14 protein-coding genes are annotated in these 18,280 nt (G+C 61.7%); 2 read left to right on the top strand and 12 right to left on the bottom strand.

Going from position 1 to position 18,280, the window contains the following annotated elements:
- Window positions 1-129 precede the first annotated feature (129 nt).
- From OA90_RS15180 to OA90_RS15155, 6 genes are read right to left on the bottom strand one after another with little or no spacing between them, the layout of a single operon-like run.
- Window positions 130-1,116: an isopenicillin N synthase family oxygenase gene (locus OA90_RS15180; protein WP_208986150.1), complete on the bottom strand. Its 987-nt coding sequence runs from the start codon at window positions 1,114-1,116 to the stop codon at window positions 130-132.
- 5 nt (window positions 1,117-1,121) lie between these two features.
- Window positions 1,122-2,942 carry an allophanate hydrolase gene (atzF, locus tag OA90_RS15175; RefSeq protein ID WP_068413408.1) on the bottom strand — a complete coding sequence of 607 codons (1,821 nt, stop codon included), beginning with the start codon at window positions 2,940-2,942 and terminating at the stop codon, window positions 1,122-1,124.
- Window positions 2,943-2,966: 24 nt separating this feature from the next.
- Window positions 2,967-4,619, bottom strand: a complete 1,653-nt coding sequence (locus OA90_RS15170) for an ABC transporter ATP-binding protein (protein ID WP_068413405.1) — start codon at window positions 4,617-4,619, stop codon at window positions 2,967-2,969.
- Window positions 4,616-5,500 (bottom strand): ABC transporter permease, encoded by an 885-nt coding sequence (locus tag OA90_RS15165; RefSeq protein ID WP_068413402.1) that lies wholly within the window; start codon window positions 5,498-5,500, stop codon window positions 4,616-4,618. The genes OA90_RS15170 and OA90_RS15165 overlap by 4 nt, the downstream gene beginning before the upstream one ends.
- On the bottom strand, window positions 5,497-6,522 hold the full coding sequence (locus OA90_RS15160; protein ID WP_068413399.1) for an ABC transporter permease: 1,026 nt from the start codon (window positions 6,520-6,522) through the stop codon (window positions 5,497-5,499). The genes OA90_RS15165 and OA90_RS15160 overlap by 4 nt, the downstream gene beginning before the upstream one ends.
- A gap of 4 nt (window positions 6,523-6,526) precedes the next feature.
- Window positions 6,527-8,152 carry an ABC transporter substrate-binding protein gene (locus tag OA90_RS15155; protein ID WP_068413395.1) on the bottom strand — a complete coding sequence of 542 codons (1,626 nt, stop codon included), beginning with the start codon at window positions 8,150-8,152 and terminating at the stop codon, window positions 6,527-6,529.
- A gap of 139 nt (window positions 8,153-8,291) precedes the next feature.
- Here OA90_RS15155 and OA90_RS15150 point away from each other — a divergent pair, with 139 nt between their 5' ends.
- Entirely contained in the window at window positions 8,292-9,200 is a 909-nt protein-coding gene (locus OA90_RS15150; RefSeq protein ID WP_068413392.1) for a LysR family transcriptional regulator, read from the top strand.
- 378 nt (window positions 9,201-9,578) lie between these two features.
- On the opposite strand, the gene OA90_RS15145 is transcribed toward OA90_RS15150, so the two are convergent.
- Both OA90_RS15145 and OA90_RS15140 read right to left on the bottom strand, forming a co-directional pair.
- On the bottom strand, window positions 9,579-12,707 hold the full coding sequence (locus OA90_RS15145; RefSeq protein WP_068413390.1) for an efflux RND transporter permease subunit: 3,129 nt from the start codon (window positions 12,705-12,707) through the stop codon (window positions 9,579-9,581).
- Between the two features lie 17 nt (window positions 12,708-12,724).
- Window positions 12,725-13,882 carry an efflux RND transporter periplasmic adaptor subunit gene (locus tag OA90_RS15140; RefSeq protein ID WP_347876837.1) on the bottom strand — a complete coding sequence of 386 codons (1,158 nt, stop codon included), beginning with the start codon at window positions 13,880-13,882 and terminating at the stop codon, window positions 12,725-12,727.
- Window positions 13,883-14,242: 360 nt separating this feature from the next.
- Between OA90_RS15140 and OA90_RS15135 the strand changes: the two genes are divergently transcribed.
- Window positions 14,243-14,743: a hypothetical protein gene (locus tag OA90_RS15135; RefSeq protein ID WP_156510513.1), complete on the top strand. Its 501-nt coding sequence runs from the start codon at window positions 14,243-14,245 to the stop codon at window positions 14,741-14,743.
- A gap of 47 nt (window positions 14,744-14,790) precedes the next feature.
- Here the strand turns inward: OA90_RS15135 and OA90_RS15130 are convergent, their stop codons facing one another.
- From OA90_RS15130 to OA90_RS15115, 4 genes are read right to left on the bottom strand one after another with little or no spacing between them, the layout of a single operon-like run.
- A complete protein-coding gene (locus tag OA90_RS15130; protein ID WP_068413381.1) occupies window positions 14,791-14,994 on the bottom strand; it encodes a DUF2783 domain-containing protein in 204 nt (67 codons plus the stop codon).
- The gene (locus OA90_RS15125; RefSeq protein ID WP_068413378.1) at window positions 14,994-16,610 is read right to left on the bottom strand and encodes an FAD-dependent oxidoreductase; all 1,617 of its coding nucleotides are present in this window, start codon (window positions 16,608-16,610) and stop codon (window positions 14,994-14,996) included. Before OA90_RS15125 ends, OA90_RS15130 begins: the two co-directional genes overlap by 1 nt.
- A 23-nt stretch (window positions 16,611-16,633) precedes the next feature.
- On the bottom strand, window positions 16,634-17,158 hold the full coding sequence (locus tag OA90_RS15120) for a DinB family protein (RefSeq protein ID WP_068413374.1): 525 nt from the start codon (window positions 17,156-17,158) through the stop codon (window positions 16,634-16,636).
- Window positions 17,159-17,161: 3 nt separating this feature from the next.
- Window positions 17,162-18,112: an MBL fold metallo-hydrolase gene (locus OA90_RS15115; protein ID WP_068413371.1), complete on the bottom strand. Its 951-nt coding sequence runs from the start codon at window positions 18,110-18,112 to the stop codon at window positions 17,162-17,164.
- Between the last annotated feature and the right edge of the window lie 168 nt (window positions 18,113-18,280).

The following is an 18,280-nucleotide window of genomic DNA, read 5'->3' as shown; positions in this document are numbered from 1 at the left end:
TTCTGAAACAACGGCCCCTCCGTTTCCTTCCCTTCCGTCCGCAGCCGATATCCGGACTGCGTTCACTTCATTTTTGATTATTTTTTGTGCGTATTCATTTTCCGGCTAATTTCTATGCAATTGTTCGACTCATCTCGCGTGCGCCTTTACCGGCTCGTAGCTCGCATCCAGTTTCGATTTCAGATAGTCCGCGCCAGAGATCGGATCGTATTTCGCGGGCCGGCCTTCACCGGCACAGCCCGGCATGCAGGCGACGTCGGCCTCCGGGTTCGGGTCGAGAAAGAAGGCGATGGAAAAGCGCTCGCGGCCGGTGGCATTGACCACCCGGTGCGGTGTGGAAACATAGATATCGTTGGTCCAGCGCATAAGACAGTCGCCGATATTGCAGACAAAGGCGTCGTCGATGGTCGGTGCCTTCAGCCAGACCCCATCCCGGCGGCGCACCTCCAGTCCGCCGACCGCATCGGGAAGCAGGATGGTGATATTGCCGTAGTCCGTATGGGTTCCGGCACCGATTTGTCCGGCTTCCGCATCGCCCGGCTGCGGCGGATAGTGCAGAAGCCGCAGGGTCGCGAGCGGCGCGTCCAGCTTGTCCTCGAAAAAGTCCGGATCCGTGTCGAGGTCGACCGCGATCGCCCTGTGCATCAGCCGGCCGAGGCCCCAGACCGCGTTGAAATAGGCAAGAACCGTCTCTTTCCATCCCGGAATGTCAGGCCACTGGTTGACCGCGCGAAACGGTTCACCGTTGACGATCCGGGGATCGTCCGCATGTAGATCCAGACCTATATTGAAGGCTTCCTTCAGATCGGAAGGCTTTGACGGGTCAAGGTTCTCGCCCTTCATCGGCACATAGCCGCGATTTGTTTTGAAGAAGTCCTTCGTCAGGGTCATCTTGGCTTCGAGCGGCTGAGCGAACAGCTCATGGGTTGCCGCGAAGGTCTTTTCGATCACTTCCCGATCGATGCCGTGGTTCTTCACATAGAAGAACCCGATCCCCCGGGCCGCCTTGCCGATCTCCTCGGCGACCGTCTCAAGGCCGCCGGGCTCATCGGAAACGAGCGGTGCAAGATCGATTATGGGAAGGCCCTGGTCCGGCATGTCCTGCTCTGTCTCCATCTGCCCTATTCCGCCGCCGCGATCGACTGCGCACCCGCAGCGCTCACATAGGCGCGCCAACTTTTCAGGTGGGTGATGTTGTCCGCCCCTCTTGTTCCGGCTGCCTCGCAGATGAAACCGGTGACGCTCCGGCCATCGGAAAGTTCGACAGTGCCGAGGCCGAGCGGCGCCGGAATGCCGGCGAGAAAACCGCCAACGGCCTCTCTCGGGAGCGCCCAGATTTCCAGGTCGATCGATGTGCCGCTCCCCTCTTCCCCGCGCACAAGCCCCGGCCGCTTCGGCGGCCCGCCTGCAAGCGCATGAAGCGAATAGGCATCGCTCGTTTCGCTTCTTTCCAGAAACCGTGCGCCGCGGCCGGTCAGCTCATGATTGAGCGCCATGCCGGACATGTGCGCCCCGCAGACCGCAAGGGCGAGTTCGTCCTTGCCCGCCGCCTGAGACCGCTTTTGCGCTGCGGGCAAGGACCAGCCGGTCGCACCCAGCGTGTGCGGCGCAAGTTGTTCGAGCCGGCTTCCAAGGGCGGCGAGCAATGCGTCCTGTCCGGCCTTCGCCAGCAGCGTGACATTGCCCGGACGCCCGTCCGACCTTGGGGCGACGGGAACGGCCAGGCCACACATGTCGAGCAGATTGACGAAATTGGTGTAGGTACCATTGCGCGAATTCGGCCCGACCGGATCCGCCTCCAGATCCGCCACACTGTAGAATGTCGGGATCGTCGGAACGCACAGGAGATCGAGCGCGGCGAGCACCGGTTCTGTCTTTCTGGCGAGTTCCTTCAACCGGTAGATGCCGCGAAAGGTGTCCGTCGCGCTCAGTTTCAGCGCCGCGCCGACAATCTGGCGGGTGATTGGATGGACCGCCTCCGGCGTCTCGCGCATCAGATCCTCGATCACCGTATGGCGTTCGGCGACCCAGGCCCCCTCGTAGAGCATGTGGGCAACATCGCGGAACGGCGTGAAATCAACTTCTTCGATCTCGGCGCCATTGGCTTTCAGAAGCGCGACAGTGTCGGCGAAGGATTTCGCCTGAACGTCATCGCCGAAAAACTCTATTGTCGCGGCGTCCGGAATTCCGATCCTGAGCTTCGGTGGAACAGGGCTCATATCCGGCGTCGCAATCTTGCGCGAATAGGCGTCCTCGTCGTCATATCCGGCAGCGGCCTGATAGGCCGCATAGGCGTCTTCCACGGTCAGCGCGAAAATCGAGATCGTATCGAGCGAGCGGCAGGCAGGCACGACCCCGGAAGCGGACAAGGCGCCAAGGGTGGGCTTGAGCCCGACAATGTTGTTGAGCGCGCCGGGCACCCTACCGGAGCCGGCGGTATCGGTGCCGAGCGAAAAGCTGACGATGCCGTGACCGACGGCAACCGCCGACCCGGAGGACGAGCCGCCAGGAACGATCAGTGGATCGACCGCGTTTTTCGGTGGCTGGAAGGGGGAGCGAACGCCGACGAGACCCGTCGCGAACTGGTCAAGATTGGTCTTGCCGATCAGCAACGCGCCGGCGTTTCTCAGATTCCGAACGACATAGGCATCCGCGTCCGGATGATATTCATAGGCAGGACACCCGGCCGTGGTTGGTTTGCCCCCGGCATCGATATTGTCCTTGATGACGAAGGGAATGCCCCAGAGCGGATTTTCCGGATCGTAGTCAGCAAGGGTGTCCGCTGTGGCGAGCACTTCTTCCCGGTCGAACAGGCAGATGAAGATCCCCGGATCGCCGATAGCATCAATCCGCCTGTAAACTTCCTCGACCACATCCCGGGGAGACATGCCAGACCGGTAAGCTGCTTTGAGCGATTGAAATGTGAAAGGCAGGTCGAACATCGAAACCTCAAGTATTTTCTTGTGTCATTCGGTAGCCCTTACCGCTGAAGATATCAGGGTTGGGGGCTGGGGCGCGGCGCTCAGAAGCGTGCGCGTATAGGGATGGGCGGGGTCCGTCATCACCTCGTCGGACGCCCCCCGTTCCACGATCTGCCCGTCCTTCATGACGATCACCTCGTCACATAAAAGGCGGACCACGTGCAAATCGTGGCTGACGAACAGGTAGCTAATGCCGAGCCTGGCCCGCAGATCGACCAGAAGGTTCAGGACGATCGCCTGGATCGAGACGTCGAGCGCCGCCGTCGGTTCATCCAGGATCAGAAATTCCGGGTCGAGCGCGATCGCGCGGGCAATGCCGACCCGGGCTTTCTGCCCTCCGGAAAGCTGGTGCGGGAAACGGTCGAGCAACGTCTGTGGCAAACCGACCAGGTCAGCCAGTTCCCCGACCCGTTGCCGCCGCTCCTTGCGCGACAGCCGGGCGAGGCGCGCCAGCGGCTCCGCGATGGAATGGCGCGCGGTGTGGCGGGGATTGAAACTGTCGGTCGCATCCTGGAACACCATCTGGATCGCAGCGCGCCGGGGATCCCCGGCAAAGGATCTCGCCGGTATTTTGGCCAGATCCTCGCCGTTGAACAGGATCTCACCGCTGGTCGGATCGGCAAGGCGGACCAGTATGGACGACGTGGTGGACTTGCCGCAGCCCGATTCCCCGACCAGGCCGACACTCTGCCCCTTCTTCACCGAAAAGGAGATATCCCGCACCGCATGAACCGGCCCGGACTTGCCCTGAAAGGTCTTGCAGAGATTGTTCACCTGCAGGAGCGGAGCTTCGGCTTTCGGCAGGGCCGGCAGCGCTGTGCGCTGATCGGGCAGCAGCAGGTCGCGCACGGAAACCCCGGCGCGCGGCGTCGCGTCCACCAGCTTGCGCGTGTAGTCGTGACGGGGCGCTGCGAAGATCCGCGCGGAGGGCCCCTCCTCCACGATCTCGCCGTCCTTCATCACGACAATGCGCTTGCAGTACTGGGCGGCAAGGCCGAGGTCGTGGGTGATCACCAGGGCGCTCATGCCCCGCTCGGTGATCAGGTCGGCAATCAGGTCCATCACCGCCTTCTGGGTGGTGATGTCGAGCCCGGTCGTCGGCTCGTCGGCAATCAGCAGCCTCGGGTCGCAGGCAAGCGCAATGGCGATCACCACCCGCTGGCACATGCCGCCCGAAAGTTCGAACGGATAGGCGTCGTAGCGTTTCCCGGCATCGGCAATCCGGACGGCTTCCATCGCCTTTATCGCCTCCGCCCGCGCCGTCCAGCGTGTCGCCTTGGCATGGCGCCGAAGAACGTCCTCGATCTGGTGCCCGACCTTGCGGATCGGATTGAGAGCGGCCCGCGGGTTCTGGAAGATCATGGAAATCTCGCGGCCGCGCAGGTCGCGCATGGTGCTTTCCCGGGCGGCTTTCAGATCAATGCCGCCATAGGCAAGGTCGCCGCCGGAAATCGTGCCACCCCTGTCCAGAAGCCGCATCAGGGCATAGGACGTCACGGATTTGCCAGATCCGGATTCCCCGACAATGCCGACGATCTCACCCTTGCCGACCTCGAGCGAGATACCACGCACGGCCTGAACCACGCCCCGCCGGGTCTTGAAGGAGACTTTCAGGTCCTTGATCGAGAGAAGGCTCATGAGCGTTGCCGGGGGTCGACGATGTCTCGCAGCCCGTCTCCCAGGAGATTGAAGGTGAAGACGGCAAACATCAGCGCCAGGCCCGGGAAAAAGGCCAGCCACCATTCGCCGGAAACGATGAAATTCGCGCCTTCCGCGACCATGATCCCCCACTCGGCGGTGGGTGGGCGGACGCCCAGGCCGATGAAGCTGAGGCCTGCCGCGTTCAGCATCGCCCAGCCGAGATTGAGCGACACCTGCACCATCATCGGCGGCAGCGCGTTCGGGAAGATGTGCAGCGCCAGGACCCGGATGTCCGAATTGCCCGAGAGCTTGGCGGCCTGGGCGAACCCCGCCTCGCGGCGGATGTTCACCTCCGCCCGGACAAGGCGGGCATAGAAGGGAATGTTGATGACCGCCGTCGCGTAGACGATGTTCTCGACCGTGTTGCCCAGCGCCGCGACGATGCCCATCGCCAGAACGAAGAGCGGAAAGGCCATGATCGTGTCGAACACCCGGTTCAGCACCGCATCCAGCCAGCCACCCCAATAGCCCGCGATGCTGCCAAGCAGCGAGCCGACAACAAAGGACAGGGCAACCGCCGCAACGGAGATGGCAAGGTCCAGCCGCGTCGCGACAATCACCCTGCTGAAGACGTCGCGGCCGAGATTGTCCGTGCCGAACCAGTGCTGCCACGACGGTGGCTCAAGGGCCCTGGCCGCGTTGGAGGCCAGCGGATCATAGGGCGCGATGGCCGGTCCGAGGATACCGACCGCGATCAGCACCGCGAACATGGCGAAGGCCAGCATCGTCACCGGGTTGGACTTCAGCACGTAGATGAAGTGTGCCAGCGCACCATCGGTTCGATTCAGAGCGGAGGAGTTTGAAACGGCGTCGGTCATCTGGTTTCAAATCCGATCCTGGGGTCGATCAGGGTGTAGGCGAGATCGATCACCAGATTGAGCGCCACGAAAAGCAGCGCCATGGCCAGCACGAACCCCTGGACCGCCGCATAGTCGGAGACGACCAGCGCCTCGACGGCATAAGAGCCGATGCCCGGCCACGCGAAGACCTTTTCCACCAGAACGTTGGCGCCGAGGGTGAATGAAAACACCATGCCGAGCGTCGTGATCACCGGCAGGAGAGCGTTGCGAAAGGCATAGGTGAACAGCACCCTGTTCTCGGTGAGCCCGGCCGCGCGGGCGGTTCGGATGTAGTCCGACGACAGGGCACTGAGCATGGCGGCGCGGGTCATCCGGGCAAGCGGAGCAAGGGTGAAAAGGGCAAGAGTTGTCGCGGGCAGAATGAGCTGCTTCAGCGCCCCGAACCAGGTTTCCCAATCGCCGGCAAGAGCCGCGTCGATCAGATAGAAGCCACTCACGTGGTCCGGTTCGATGTAGATGAAATCCAGCCGGCCGAGCGGCGACGGCGCAATTCCGAGCAGGTAGTAGAAAACGTAGATCAGGACGATGCCGGTAAAGAACGTCGGCAGCGACACGCCGGCCGTCACCAGCACGCGGCACAGGTGATCGATGGCGGAGCCCGGATGGGTCGCCGCCAGGACGCCGAGCGGGATGGCGATCGCGCAGGACAGCAGCAGCGCGGTCAGGGTGAGTTCGAGGGAGGCCGGCAGGCGGTTCGCCAGATCCTCGGCAACCGGTTGCCCGGTCGAGATCGACTGGCCGAGATCGCCTTTCAGCACATCGCCTGCATAGACCAGAAACTGTTCGGGCAGCGACGTGTCCAGTCCCAACGCGGTGCGCACCTGGGCGATGGACGCTTCGTCGGCGGCGGGCCCCGCGAAATAGACCGCAGGGTCGCCGGGGAGGGCGCGGGTCAGCAAGAAGCTGACCACGACAACCCCGAGGATCACCGGAATGGAATGCGTGATCCTCATACCGACCGTGGCAAGCCGCAAGGACATGACCTCAGGCCTTTTTCAGACCGCGGATGTCGAGCTGGCGGTGGAACCAGTACTCGTAGCCGCTGAGTTCATGCGTTCCCACGTTGAGCGCCGGCTGCCACAGGGCGATCCGGGGCACCTCGTCCCAGGCGATCTCGATCATGCGCTTGATCTTGGGCGCATAGGCCGGGTCCTCGACCGACATGTGCAGGGTCTCGGCCGTAAGGGCCTCGATTTCCTCGTTGCGGTAGTTCGAGGAGTTGAACAGATGGCCTTCCAGATACGCCCAGAAGAAGTAGTAGCACGGGTAGTTCAGCCAGCCGCCGAAGGTCTCCAGGTGCAGCGGCAGGCGCTTTTCAACGAGGGACGCCGTGCGCCAGTTCGCGCCGGGGATCTTTTCGATGGTGGCCTTGATGCCGACCTTGGCGAGGTTCTCCTGGATCAGGAGCGCGGCAGGTTCCATCCAGTCCGCCTGGCTCAGCGAGATCGAGAGCGGCACTTCGAAGCCGCTGCCGTATCCGGCTTCCTCGAGCAGCGCCTTGGCCTTGTCGAGATCTGTTGCATAGGGGAACTTCTGCGGCCAGGCGATGTCGGACGGGCTGGGCCCCTCCCCGCCCCACATGGGCGCGCCACGGCCATAGGCGGCCGTCTGGAAGACCTCCTCGTAAGGAACGGAAAATGCGATCGCCTGCCGGACCTTCTTGTCCTTGAACGGTTCGAAGGCAAGGTTCGGACACAGGCAATAGATAGCGTTCTCGATCGGCGTGGTCGCGATGGTAATGCCGTCCTTGTCGGAAAGCTCCTTCGCATCCTTGTTTGGCATGTTGAAGGACATGTTGACGTCGCCACGTTCCAGAAGGGCCCGCCGTGTCGCCGGGCTCGGAACCTCGCGCAGCACCACCCGCTTGACTGCCGGGACGGGGCCCGATGTCCAGTTGTCGTTGCGCTCGTAGACAAGCTGCTCACCCGGCTTCCAGGCGGCCACCTTGAAGGCACCGGAACCGGCCGGGTTCTTGTGGAGGTACTCCATCGCCCAGGGATCTTCATCGGTCGCATGTTCCAGGGCGACCCTGGAGTTGATGATCATCGGCACCGGAACTGCGAGGTCCGGAAGCGTCAGCTTGGATTTCCTGAGGAGTTTGATCTTGAAGGTGAGGTCGTCAACCACCTCGAACTGCTCGGGATTTTCCAGCGAGCCGGCCTTCATCTGGACCGTCGGGAACCCGCCAACGCTGACGGCCCGGTCGAGGGACCATTTCACGTCCTGAGCCGTGATCGGCGATCCGTCCTGGAACTTGCCCTCCGGGCGCAACTTGAAGACGATTGCCATGCCGTCGTCGACGAATTCCCAGCTCTCGGCGATCTCCGGCTCGATCACCGAGTAGTCGTACGAGAGGCTGCCGTCTTCCAGCGTCTTGGTACCGAAACTGACCAGACGGTCGTAAACATTGACGGCAACCTGATAGCTTGGCCGGTTGGTTCCGGTACGGTGAATGTCGAGGCTGTTGATGGTCTGGCCGGTCACGGCCACCACAACATCGCTACCTGCTGCGGACGCCGGCAGGACTTTCAGAAACGGAAGCACGGATGCGCTCAGCGCTGTCGCGCCCGCGCCCTTCAGAAAGCCGCGCCGTGAAGTATCAATTCGCATGTTTTTCCCCTCGTTGCAGGAAAGCGGAAGTCAGCCCTTCCCATTGGGGTCACGATGCGCGGATTTAGTGAGTACTTCTATTGCTATTTTTGCAGCTTTGTGCTTCCTAATTTGCAGCGCTCATTATAAGTCACTGTAAATGAAACACCTTCAAACGCTGCTCCTGATCGAAGCCGTCGCCAAGGCAGGATCAATTCGCAAAGCCGCGGAGGATATGAACATCACCTCCTCGGCTCTCAATCGGCGCATCCAGGGCTTCGAGGAAGAATTCGGCGCTCCGATCTTCGAGAGGCTGCCGCGCGGGGTACGGCTCAATCCGGCAGGAGAGTTGCTGATCCAGCACATCCGGTCGCAAATGTCCGATCTTGAACGGGTTCGCGCCCAGGTCGCGGATCTGTCCGGTGTCCGCCGGGGTCATGTCTCTATTGCCTGTTCTCAGGCGATCCAGCCCTATTTCATGCCAAGGGAAATCGCCGAATACCGGCGCGAGCATTCCGGTGTGAGTTTTTCTGTCCATGTCCGGGATCGCGATGCGGCCGAGGAGGATCTGCGCAGCTACCAAAGTGACCTCGCCCTGGTGTTCGAACCCCGGCATCACGCCGAGTTCGATGTCATCCTGTCGATCGAGCAGCCCGTCTGCGCGGTGATGAGCAGGGACCATCCTCTCGCCGGGCGGGAGAAGCTGCGCCTGCGGGACTGTCTTGCCTATCCTCACGTGGTTCCACCACCGGCCATCGGGATCCGGTACCTGCTTGATCTCGCAGTCGGCCGCATGTCGCAGAAACTGGCGCCCTCAATCGAGGCGGATTCCTTCGAATTCATGCGCCACTACGTGCTGAACGATCAGGCCGTCGGCTTCCAGTTTCCCATTGGGTTGAACATCGACGGGGATGATCGTTTCGCCATTTTCCCGCTGGGAGAGAGGGACGTGCCCTACGGCAAGCTCTCACTTCTGCAAATGAAGGGCCGCATCCTGCCGGTCGCGCCGGCTCGATTTGCGAACCAGTTGGCGCTGTCCCTGGTGGACCTGAGGTTGCCGGCTGTTTGAGGAGTGCCTTGTATTTGATAGCGCCAAATAAGTGTGGCGATTTGCGATGATAGAAGCCTGAGGAGAAAAAGCTAAAGCCACAAAATTCGCTGGCTGAACACGCGCCTGTAGGCGCGACAATCTGCCCTCACCGACAATGAACTTGGATCCTGCGATATGGGCATTTGGGAGGAGTATTTCCCGTTCGGGACGAGGGACGGAGGTTCGCATCCTCGCACTCCGACCGATTTTACATGGGTCCATTCTCGTCACATTGTTTTAGCGAACCGGTCTGACCTGCCGGCACGGATCGAGGTGACAGCTCCGGCACCTTTGCCCGCTCCGCGAACCTGCGGGCGCTCCGATGCCATATCACTCACAAGGCCGTTCGGATGCGCCCTACTCACCCGGCACCTGGCCGATCAATCTTGCGGCGTCGATCTCGTTGTGGAGACGTTCCTCCTCCTGGGCGGCGGGGACGATGAAACGGCCGAGGAGGAGATAGGCGACCGGGGTCAGGAACAGCGTGGACGCGGTCGCAAGGCCCAGGCCACCGACGATGACATAACCGAGCGCGATGCGCGCCTCCGCGCCGGCGCCGCTGGCCATGATCAGCGGCACACCGCCGACGATCGTACAGATCATCGTCATCATCACCGGCCGCAGACGGATATTGGCGGCGTTTTCAATCGCCTCGCGCACGCTCTGGCCGCGATCGCGCAACTGGTTGGCGAATTCGACGATCAGAATGCCGTTCTTGGCCATGATGCCCACTAAGAGCACAAGCCCGATCTGCGAATAGACATTCAGCGTCGTGCCGGTCAGCAACATGGCGAACACCGCGCAGGCAAGGCCCAGCGGAACGGTCGCCATGATGATGATGGCGCTGATGAAGCTTTCGAACTGCGCGGCCAGCACCAGCAGGATGATGACGATGGCAAATCCGAAAGTGCGCGCCATGCTCGATGACTGCTCGCCCAGCGTCGCGGTTTCGGCAAGCGGAATGATGCGGGCGCCGGGCGGCAGAAGCGGCTCAGCGATCTCCTGCGCCGCCGCATAGGCATCGCCGAGGGCGACCCCGGGTGCGAGCGCGGAGGTGATGGCGACGGCGCGCAGCTGCTGCTCGCGGGTCAGGGACGGCGGCACAGCCTTTTCGGTCAACGTGGCGATAGTGGAGACCGGAACGAAACGGCCGTCGCCGGTCCTGATGAAAATGTTCTCCATGTCCGTCGGGTCGTTGACCGGGTTGGTAGTGGAGACGAACTTCACGTCGAAGGCCTGGTCGTTGATGAACACCTGGCCGATCTTGCGTCCGTCGAGCATCGCCTGCATGGCCGAGCCGAGGCCGTTGATGTCGATGCCCAGATCGGAGGCGCGTTCCCGGTCGATGGAGACCGAAAGCTGCGGCTGTGTGGCTTCCGTCGACAAGCGCACCTGGCGGAAACGCGGATCCTGTTCCATCACCGAGATGATGCTTTCCGCGGAAGCACCGAGACGGGCGTAGTCGCTGCCGGCAACGGCGAACTGCAGGCCGGAACCCGCTCCCCGGATGCCCAGGCTGTTGGGCTGGAAGGCGAAGGCGCGCACGCCCGGAACATCGCGTACCAGCGCATTGACTTCCGACAGGATCTGCTGCTGGGAGCGGGACCGCTCATCCCAGGGGGCCAGCCGCATCACCATGAAGCCGCGGTTCTTGGTGCCGCCGGATCCGGCAATGGAAAAGGTGCTGATGATTTCACCGCTGTCGCGATAGGGCTGCAGCAGGTTCTCGATCTGCCGCATCTCCTGGGACAGATAATCCAGACTGACGCCTTGCGGCGCGGAAATGCGCAGAAAGGCGATGGAGCGATCTTCCGTCGGGGTCAGTTCCGACTTGATCGAGCCGAAGAGAACCCCTGCCGATGCGGCGAAGAGGACAGACACCGTCACGACCACGAGCGGCGCGTCGAGGCAGACCTTCAAACAGCGTCCGTAAAGGCGACCGAGAAAACGCCCGAAGGCGCCAACCGGGCCGCTGTGGCCCGACTTCTCCTCACCGGAGTGGGCCTTCAGGATGCGCGAGGCAAGCATCGGACACAGCGACAGGGCGACAATGGACGACAGGAACACGGCGATGGCGAGCACGAAGCCGAATTCCCGGAACAGGCCACCGGTCTGTCCCGGCAGGAACGACAGGGGCACGAAAACGGCGATCAGCGTCGCCGTTGTCGCCAGAACCGCGAAGAACACCTCTTCCGTTCCAAGAACCGCGGCCGCACGCGGGCCGATCCCCTCGTTGCGCCGCCGCACGATGTTTTCAAGCACCACGATCGCGTCGTCCACCACCAGCCCGGTGGCCAGCACCAGCGCCAGCAGAGTCAGGATGTTGATGGAGAAGCCGGCAAGATATATGGCCGCCAGAGTACCGATCAGGGCGACAGGCAGAGAGACACCGGGAATGAGCGTCGCGCGCCAGTCCCACAGGAAAATAAAGATGATCAGCAGGACAATGCTGACGGCAATCGCCAGGGCGATCTCGACCTCGTGAATGGCGCCGTTGATGAAGGTGGCATCGTCGCTGGTTACTTCGATGGATGTACCCGACGGCAGATTTTCCTGGATGCGATCCGCCGCGGCGCGCACGCCTTCCGATATCTCCAGCGTGTTCGACTGTGCGGAACGAATGACACCGAGACCGATGCCCGACTTGCCGTTGGCGCGCAGTTGGGTCTGGCCGAGATCCGGCCCGAGCGTCACGGTGACGAAGTCCCGCAGCCGGGCACGCCGGTTTACGATGATGTTCTCGAACGCCTCCGGCGTATCTATCGCGGCGGTGGCGCGGACGATCAGGTCCTGATCGCGGCTGGTCAGGGATCCGGCTGGCGTATCGAAGGCCATGGACGATAGCGCGATGGCGACATCGGCAATCGTCAGATTGAGGCTGGCCATCTTGGCCTGATCGATGTCGATGCGGAAGATCTTGCTGCGGTCGCCATAAACCGCGACATCGGCGACACCGGGAACGGAGGCGAGCGTATCGGCGATCTCGTCCTCGACCAGGACGGTCATATCCTCGACGGTCATGGTGTCGGAGATCAGTCCGAGCCGCACGACAGGCTGCGCATTGGCGTCCGCCTTGATGATCCGGGAAGGATCAGCGTCTTCCGGCAGATCGTTGACGATGCGGCCCAGCGCATCGCGCATGTCGGAGGCGGCGACGTCGAGATCGACATCGTCGGCGAATTCGACGGTGACGCGGCTGCGGCCGAAAGACGACGCGGAAGAGATCGACTTGACACCGGAAACGCGCGCGACAGCCCCCTCGATGACGCCCGTGACCTCGCGGTCAATGGTTTCGGCGGCAGCTGCGGGATAGTCGGTGCTGACGGTGATGACCGGCCGGTCCACGTCAGGCAATTCACGTACCTCGACGCCGAAGATCGCGGCAACACCGGCCACGACGATCAGCATGTTGATCACGAAAGCCAAAACGGGACGACGGACGAACAGTCCGGTAAAACCGAGGTTCTTGAGACGATCAATCTTCATCGCATTCTCACAATCCCTTACGAACCGCTTTCGGTCGATGTCGGCCTGGGCGGCGCATCCGAAGCCGGGGCCTGCTTTCTGTCTGCAATTGCCAGCTCCGCGCCCTGGCGCACGAGGTGAATGCCTTCGGTCACGACTTCATCCGCGAGCGTAAGCGGCCCATCGACCAGCACGCTGTCGGTGTTGCGCTGGATGATGTTGACGGGCACACGGGCACCCTTGCCGTCACGCACGGCCCATACGAAGGCGCCATCCGACCCCCATTGCACGGCAAGCGGATCCACCGCCGGGAATTCGTCGCCGGGAAATGTCATCGCCACCTGAAACGACATGCCGGCCCGCAACTTGTCGGCCCTGTTGGGAATGCGCGCGCGCACCTGGAGCGTTCGGCTGTCGATGTCGATCCGGTTGTCTACGGCGCTGATCACGCCGGAGAAAGTTTCACCCGGACGCGCCACGGAGGTCGCGGTCAAAGGCGAACCGACCAGGATCGCGGAGGCGTAGCGTTCTGGAACCCAGAAATCGACAAGGATTTCGCTGCGGTCGTCGATGGTGGCGATAACCGTCTGCGAGGAGACGTAGTTGCCGGCGGTGATGGGCAGAATGCCTACGACCCCGCCGATAGGCGTTTCGACCGAACGCCGCGACAGTGCCAATTGGGCTTCCTGAAGATGCAGCCGCGCGTTTTCAACCTCAAGGTCGGCATCGGTGACCTGAACGGCAGTCGCCGTGTTGGTCTTGAGCAGCGCCTGCATGCGCTGGAGGCGGGCTTCCGCATCCTTGAGCGCATTGGCCGCGCGCTCGACGGCAATCTCTTCGGCATCGAAATCGAGCCGGGCGATCACGTCCCCCGGCTTCACGGTCGCGCCGGACTTCACCAGGATTTCGGTCATCCGGCCGCTGGTAAAGGGCGTGAGGGCGACGGACTGCAGGGCAATGCTGGTGCCGATCGCGGAGAGACGATCGTTGATGGTGACCGTCACAACCGGCGTGGTGACAACCGCGCCCTGCGGCGCACCCCGTCCGCGCCTTGGTTTTCCATCTTCATCCGGCGAGACCTCGGCCACCGCAAAGGACAGCCAGTCCAGGCCGAGAGCGGACAAATGCGCCCCGGCGCCCGGATAATAGCGAACCCAGATCACCGCCGCGATGCCGATCACGAGCAGAGTCAGCAAGAACTGTTTCCAAACCGACACGCACACATCCCCTCAGTTTCAGCAATAAATGCTGTGTATTTTTACATATGCCCCCTGTGAAAATTGTCTACGCCATGAGCCCAAATCCAACAATCGAAATTGTGTCGCAAAATGTACGCACTGTGAAAAACCCGATGCACTTAGACCTCTTCATCCCGCACCACAAATTTCCGGCGGCGCGTTTCGGGGCTTATGTGACGGTTATCACTGCACAAACCGATTGCTCGGCTAAGCTTCAAAGATCCGAGTGTGTCCGTCCGTCGCCGCAAGATTCCGCTGCCGGACGATACAAAGCATTTTCAGGCGCACGGCGGCATTTTTTTTGAAAGATTCGATGTCATGAAGATCAGTGGCCGTCTGGAGCGGCATTTCCCCAATCTGGCCTACTGGGTTCAGCGGGAGCTTCCGGAAATCCGGGGCAACGACAGGATTTTCAACGCATTCAAGAAATACAGCCAGCTCTCTCACATGCAGGCAATCAATGCCCTGACCATCAACAACCTGGCTCCAGAAATCAATTTCAGGACCATGAAGGCCTATGGTCAATACCGGCCAGCCCTGAAATGCAATCGCGACAAGGTATTCCTCAGCCGGTCCTTCTGCCGGGAATTCGATGGGCTGGATCCGGACTACCGGGTTTCCAAGGCCTATGACCTCATCATGAGGGCAACACTTCTGCACGAAATGGTCCACTGGGGCGATTATATCGTCGACGGAACAACACAGCCCAATGCAACCGTTATCGATCCCGCTACCGGGAAAGTTCTGCACAACAGGGACGTTGGCTTCCAGTTCGAAGTGGAGGCCTTCTACGGCATCTACACGACCAAATATCTTTGATCGCTTGCCCGGAACTGCCGAGGCCGGTCATCACGCGGCATTCAGGATCAGGCGCTGCCGGTCCTCATGCGCGCTTCGTCGAGCAGTTTCTTCAACACCGCGTGATCGCCGATCTGATTGGCCATCAGCAGGATCAGACGGGCGTTATAAGCGTCGCTCTCTTCCTTGGTGAGGCCTTCGTGTGCCGTCAGAAGATCGGCGTAGAAGGTGTCCGGCTCCTTCAGATTAGGTGTGGTGACGATATCCGCCATCAGATCTCCCTTCCCTTGCCGAGCGCGATCGACAGCGCGGCCGTTACGTCTTCCCAGTTAAGCGACCTCCAGCGGGCCGCGACATGCTGGTCGGGACGTATCAGGTAGACCGCCTCCTCGGCTTCCCCCAGATAGCGCGCCCTGAGTTCCGGCCCGATGTCCTCATGCGCAATAGTCAGACCCTTCAGCGGCACGCCCAGAAGTTCGGTTTGTGCCGGCACCTCGATGCCCAGCCCCAGAAGCGTGAAGTCGCCGTCGGTTCCCTCCAGCAGCCACGAGCGGCCCGCCGGGGCATCCACCGGAGGACTGCCGGGACGGGTGCGGGCGGGCAATCCTTGCGCATCAGGCCCATTCAACGGCGAGCTGTCATAGGTGCAGGGCACGGAAAGACGTCCGGAATTCACCATCGGCCGGGCAAAGGCATGACGCTCGGAAAGATCCAGAACCGCGTCCCGGAAGATCCGGCTGATTTCCGATTTCGGCGTGATGAAATCCGTCGAGCGGCTGCTCTGGAGAATATTCTCGTCCGCCGCCGTCTCGCGTTCGAAATCATACGTTTCAATCAGCGCTTCCGGCGCCTTGCCGGAAAGAACCAGCTTCAGCTTCCAGCCGAGATTGTCGATGTCCTGAAAGCCGGAATTGGCGCCGCGCGCACCGAAGGGCGAGACCTGATGGGCACTGTCGCCGGCGAAGATCACGCGTCCATGGCGGAATTTCTCCATCCGGCAGCACTGGAAGGAATAGACGGAAACCCACTCCAGATCGAATTCGACGCCCTCACCCAGCATGGCTTTCAGCCGCGGAATGACATTTTCCGGTTTCTTTTCCTCTTCCTTGTCGACATGCCAGCCGAGTTGCAGGTCGATCCGCCAGACGCCGTCCGGCTGTTTGTGCAGCAGGGCCGACTGGTCCCGGTTGAAGGGCGGATCGAACCAGAACCAGCGTTCGGTCGGAAAATCTGCTTTCATGACCACATCGGCGATGAGAAAATTGTCCTCGAAAATGCGCCCATCGAACTCCAGGCCGAGCATCTTGCGGGTGGGCGAACCGGCCCCGTCGCAGGCAATCAGCCAGTTGGCTTCCAGTTCGTAGTCGCCGTCCATGGTGCGCACGCTCAGGGCCGCATGGTCCGTCTTGCGGTCGAGACCGACAACCTTGTTGCCGCCGCGCAATTCCACCGGCTTGCCCGCCACCTGCAGCGCCCGGATGCGCTCCACCAGATAGAGCTCGCAATAATACTGCTGCAGATTGATGAAAGCCGGGTGTTTGTGGCCTTCCTCGGGCAACAGGTTGAACTCGTAGACCTGCCGGTCGCCGAAGAACACCTTGCCGACGTTCCAGACGACACCCTTGTTGACCAGCTCGTCAGCGCAGCCGAGGCGGTCGAGGATTTCCAGCGTCCGTTTGGAAAAGCAGATCGCGCGCGAGCCGGAGCTGACCTTGTCGTTGTCGTCCAGAACGACGACCGGAATGTCGGCCTGGGCAAGATCGATGGCCATGGCCAGGCCGACCGGCCCCGCGCCGACGATGATGACGGGATGGCGCACCGGCTTGCCGGCGTCTTGATCAGCGCTGCGCTTGTACGGATAAAGCGGCGCTTCAAACAATTTGGTCACAGGCTCTCCTCCCGGCTCCCGCTTCAAAGATAACTTTCGGCCACCGGATGGCGCTCGAACTTCAGAAAGAACTCGTCCAGTTGCGGCGGCGCGACGCCTGTCCCCGACAGCATGGCGTGAACCTGACCGCGGTGATGGACCTGATGCTGGAACAGATGCAGCAGCGTTGTGCCGATCGTTTCGAAATGCCTGCCCTTTTCACTCCGATCCTGTGCGACAGTCCGCTCCAGATCCGCTTCCCGCAGATCGTCGCAAAAGGAGATGAGCGACCGGTCCAGTCCCTGCTGAACCGCTCTCAGCTCCGCTGCCGTATCGATGGGTGGCGCGTCGTACACCGAACGGCCCCGCCCTTCCTCCTTCAGGGCATCGAGATAGTAGCGGTCGACCTCGCAAATATGATTGAGGGTTTCCCGGATCGAGGGAAAAAAGCCGCTGCGCTCGGCCGCAAACTGTGCCTGATCGAGCTCGCAGCAAGCCTCGAGAAGCCGGTCGTTGGCGTAGGCATTGTTGCGCGCCATCAGGCTGAGATGCTCCAGGGCAATGCTCATCGGTTAGCCTTGCAGATCCGCCCACATCTGGGCATCGCGCTCGGCCGTCCAGATGCGCGGCGTGTCGATGTCAAGCGCCTCGTCATAGGCACGGGCGACGTTGAACGGCAGGCAATGTTCATAGATCGCATAGTCGGAGAATTTCGGGTCGCAAGCCGCCCGGCATGCGTCCCAGGCTTCCTTCAGGGAGCCGCCGCGCAGGGCGACACGGGCGACCGGCAGGTAGGTCGAGCGGACGAAATCCCGGGTGGAGTCGAGCGCCGCGTTGACCATCTGCGGACCGATGAGCGCGTCGCCACGGCCGGGTGCGATGGCATCGAGATTGAAATTGCGGATGCGTTCCAGGGTGCCCGGCCAGTCGTGGAAGTGACCGTCGCCGCAATAGCAGGCCGAGTGATATTCAACGATGTCGCCGGTGAACATCACATTGGCATCGGGAACGTAAACCACCATGTCGCCAGCGGTATGAGCACGACCGAGAAACATCAGGTCGACACGGCGCTTGCCGAGATAGATCGTCATGCGGTCGTTGAACGTTGTCGTGGGCCATGTGAGACCCGGAATGCTCTCGTGCCCCTGAAAGAGGCGCGGGAAACGGGCGAACTCGCTGTCCCAGTCTTCCTGGCCGCGTTCGGCGACCATGGAGCGGGCCTTTTCACTCATGATGACGGTTTGCGCGCCATAGGCCGAAGCCCCGAGCACGCGCACGGCGTGATAATGGGTCAGCGCCAGATGAGTGATCGGCTTGTCGGTGACCGAACGCACCTTCTCGATCACCTTGCTGGCAAGGCGCGGCGTTGCCTGCGCCTCGATGATCATCACGCTGTCGTCGCCGATGATGACGCCGGAATTCGGATCGCCCTCGGCGGTAAAGGCCCACAGGTCCCGGCCGATTTCCGTAAAGGAAATTTCCTTTTCGGCCATGTCACCGGCGGATGCGAATTTTTTGGTCATGTTTCTTTCCTCAAATCTCATTCATCTCGCACTCGTCATGCCAGACAAGTGAGGCGCAGCCGAGCGCCGATCTGGTATCCGGGTCTCAGCGCGGGCTTGCCCGCACAAAACCACTGACGCGCTGACGCGCGAGTGAACCGCTGGATTGCGGATCTGCGCGCAGTTTTG

The sequence above is a fragment of the Labrenzia sp. OB1 genome (assembly GCF_001624695.1).
Taxonomy (GTDB): Bacteria; Pseudomonadota; Alphaproteobacteria; order Rhizobiales; family Stappiaceae; genus Roseibium.
This window is presented reverse-complemented; position numbering and strand designations above follow the sequence as displayed.

Bases quoted from the DNA above. Each gene is read 5' to 3' on its own strand.
- OA90_RS15150 (WP_068413392.1), top strand. From the start codon at position 8,292: ATGAAACACCTTCAAACGCTGCTCCTGATCGAAGCCGTCGCCAAGGCA.
- atzF (WP_068413408.1), bottom strand. From the start codon at position 2,942: ATGTTCGACCTGCCTTTCACATTTCAATCGCTCAAAGCAGCTTACCGG.
- OA90_RS15115 (WP_068413371.1), bottom strand. From the start codon at position 18,112: ATGACCAAAAAATTCGCATCCGCCGGTGACATGGCCGAAAAGGAAATT.
- OA90_RS15155 (WP_068413395.1), bottom strand. From the start codon at position 8,152: ATGCGAATTGATACTTCACGGCGCGGCTTTCTGAAGGGCGCGGGCGCG.
- OA90_RS15160 (WP_068413399.1), bottom strand. From the start codon at position 6,522: ATGTCCTTGCGGCTTGCCACGGTCGGTATGAGGATCACGCATTCCATT.
- OA90_RS15170 (WP_068413405.1), bottom strand. From the start codon at position 4,619: ATGAGCCTTCTCTCGATCAAGGACCTGAAAGTCTCCTTCAAGACCCGG.
- OA90_RS15180 (WP_208986150.1), bottom strand. From the start codon at position 1,116: ATGGAGACAGAGCAGGACATGCCGGACCAGGGCCTTCCCATAATCGAT.
- OA90_RS15130 (WP_068413381.1), bottom strand. From the start codon at position 14,994: ATGGCGGATATCGTCACCACACCTAATCTGAAGGAGCCGGACACCTTC.
- OA90_RS15120 (WP_068413374.1), bottom strand. From the start codon at position 17,158: ATGAGCATTGCCCTGGAGCATCTCAGCCTGATGGCGCGCAACAATGCC.
- OA90_RS15135 (WP_156510513.1), top strand. From the start codon at position 14,243: ATGAAGATCAGTGGCCGTCTGGAGCGGCATTTCCCCAATCTGGCCTAC.
- OA90_RS15145 (WP_068413390.1), bottom strand. From the start codon at position 12,707: ATGAAGATTGATCGTCTCAAGAACCTCGGTTTTACCGGACTGTTCGTC.
- OA90_RS15165 (WP_068413402.1), bottom strand. From the start codon at position 5,500: ATGACCGACGCCGTTTCAAACTCCTCCGCTCTGAATCGAACCGATGGT.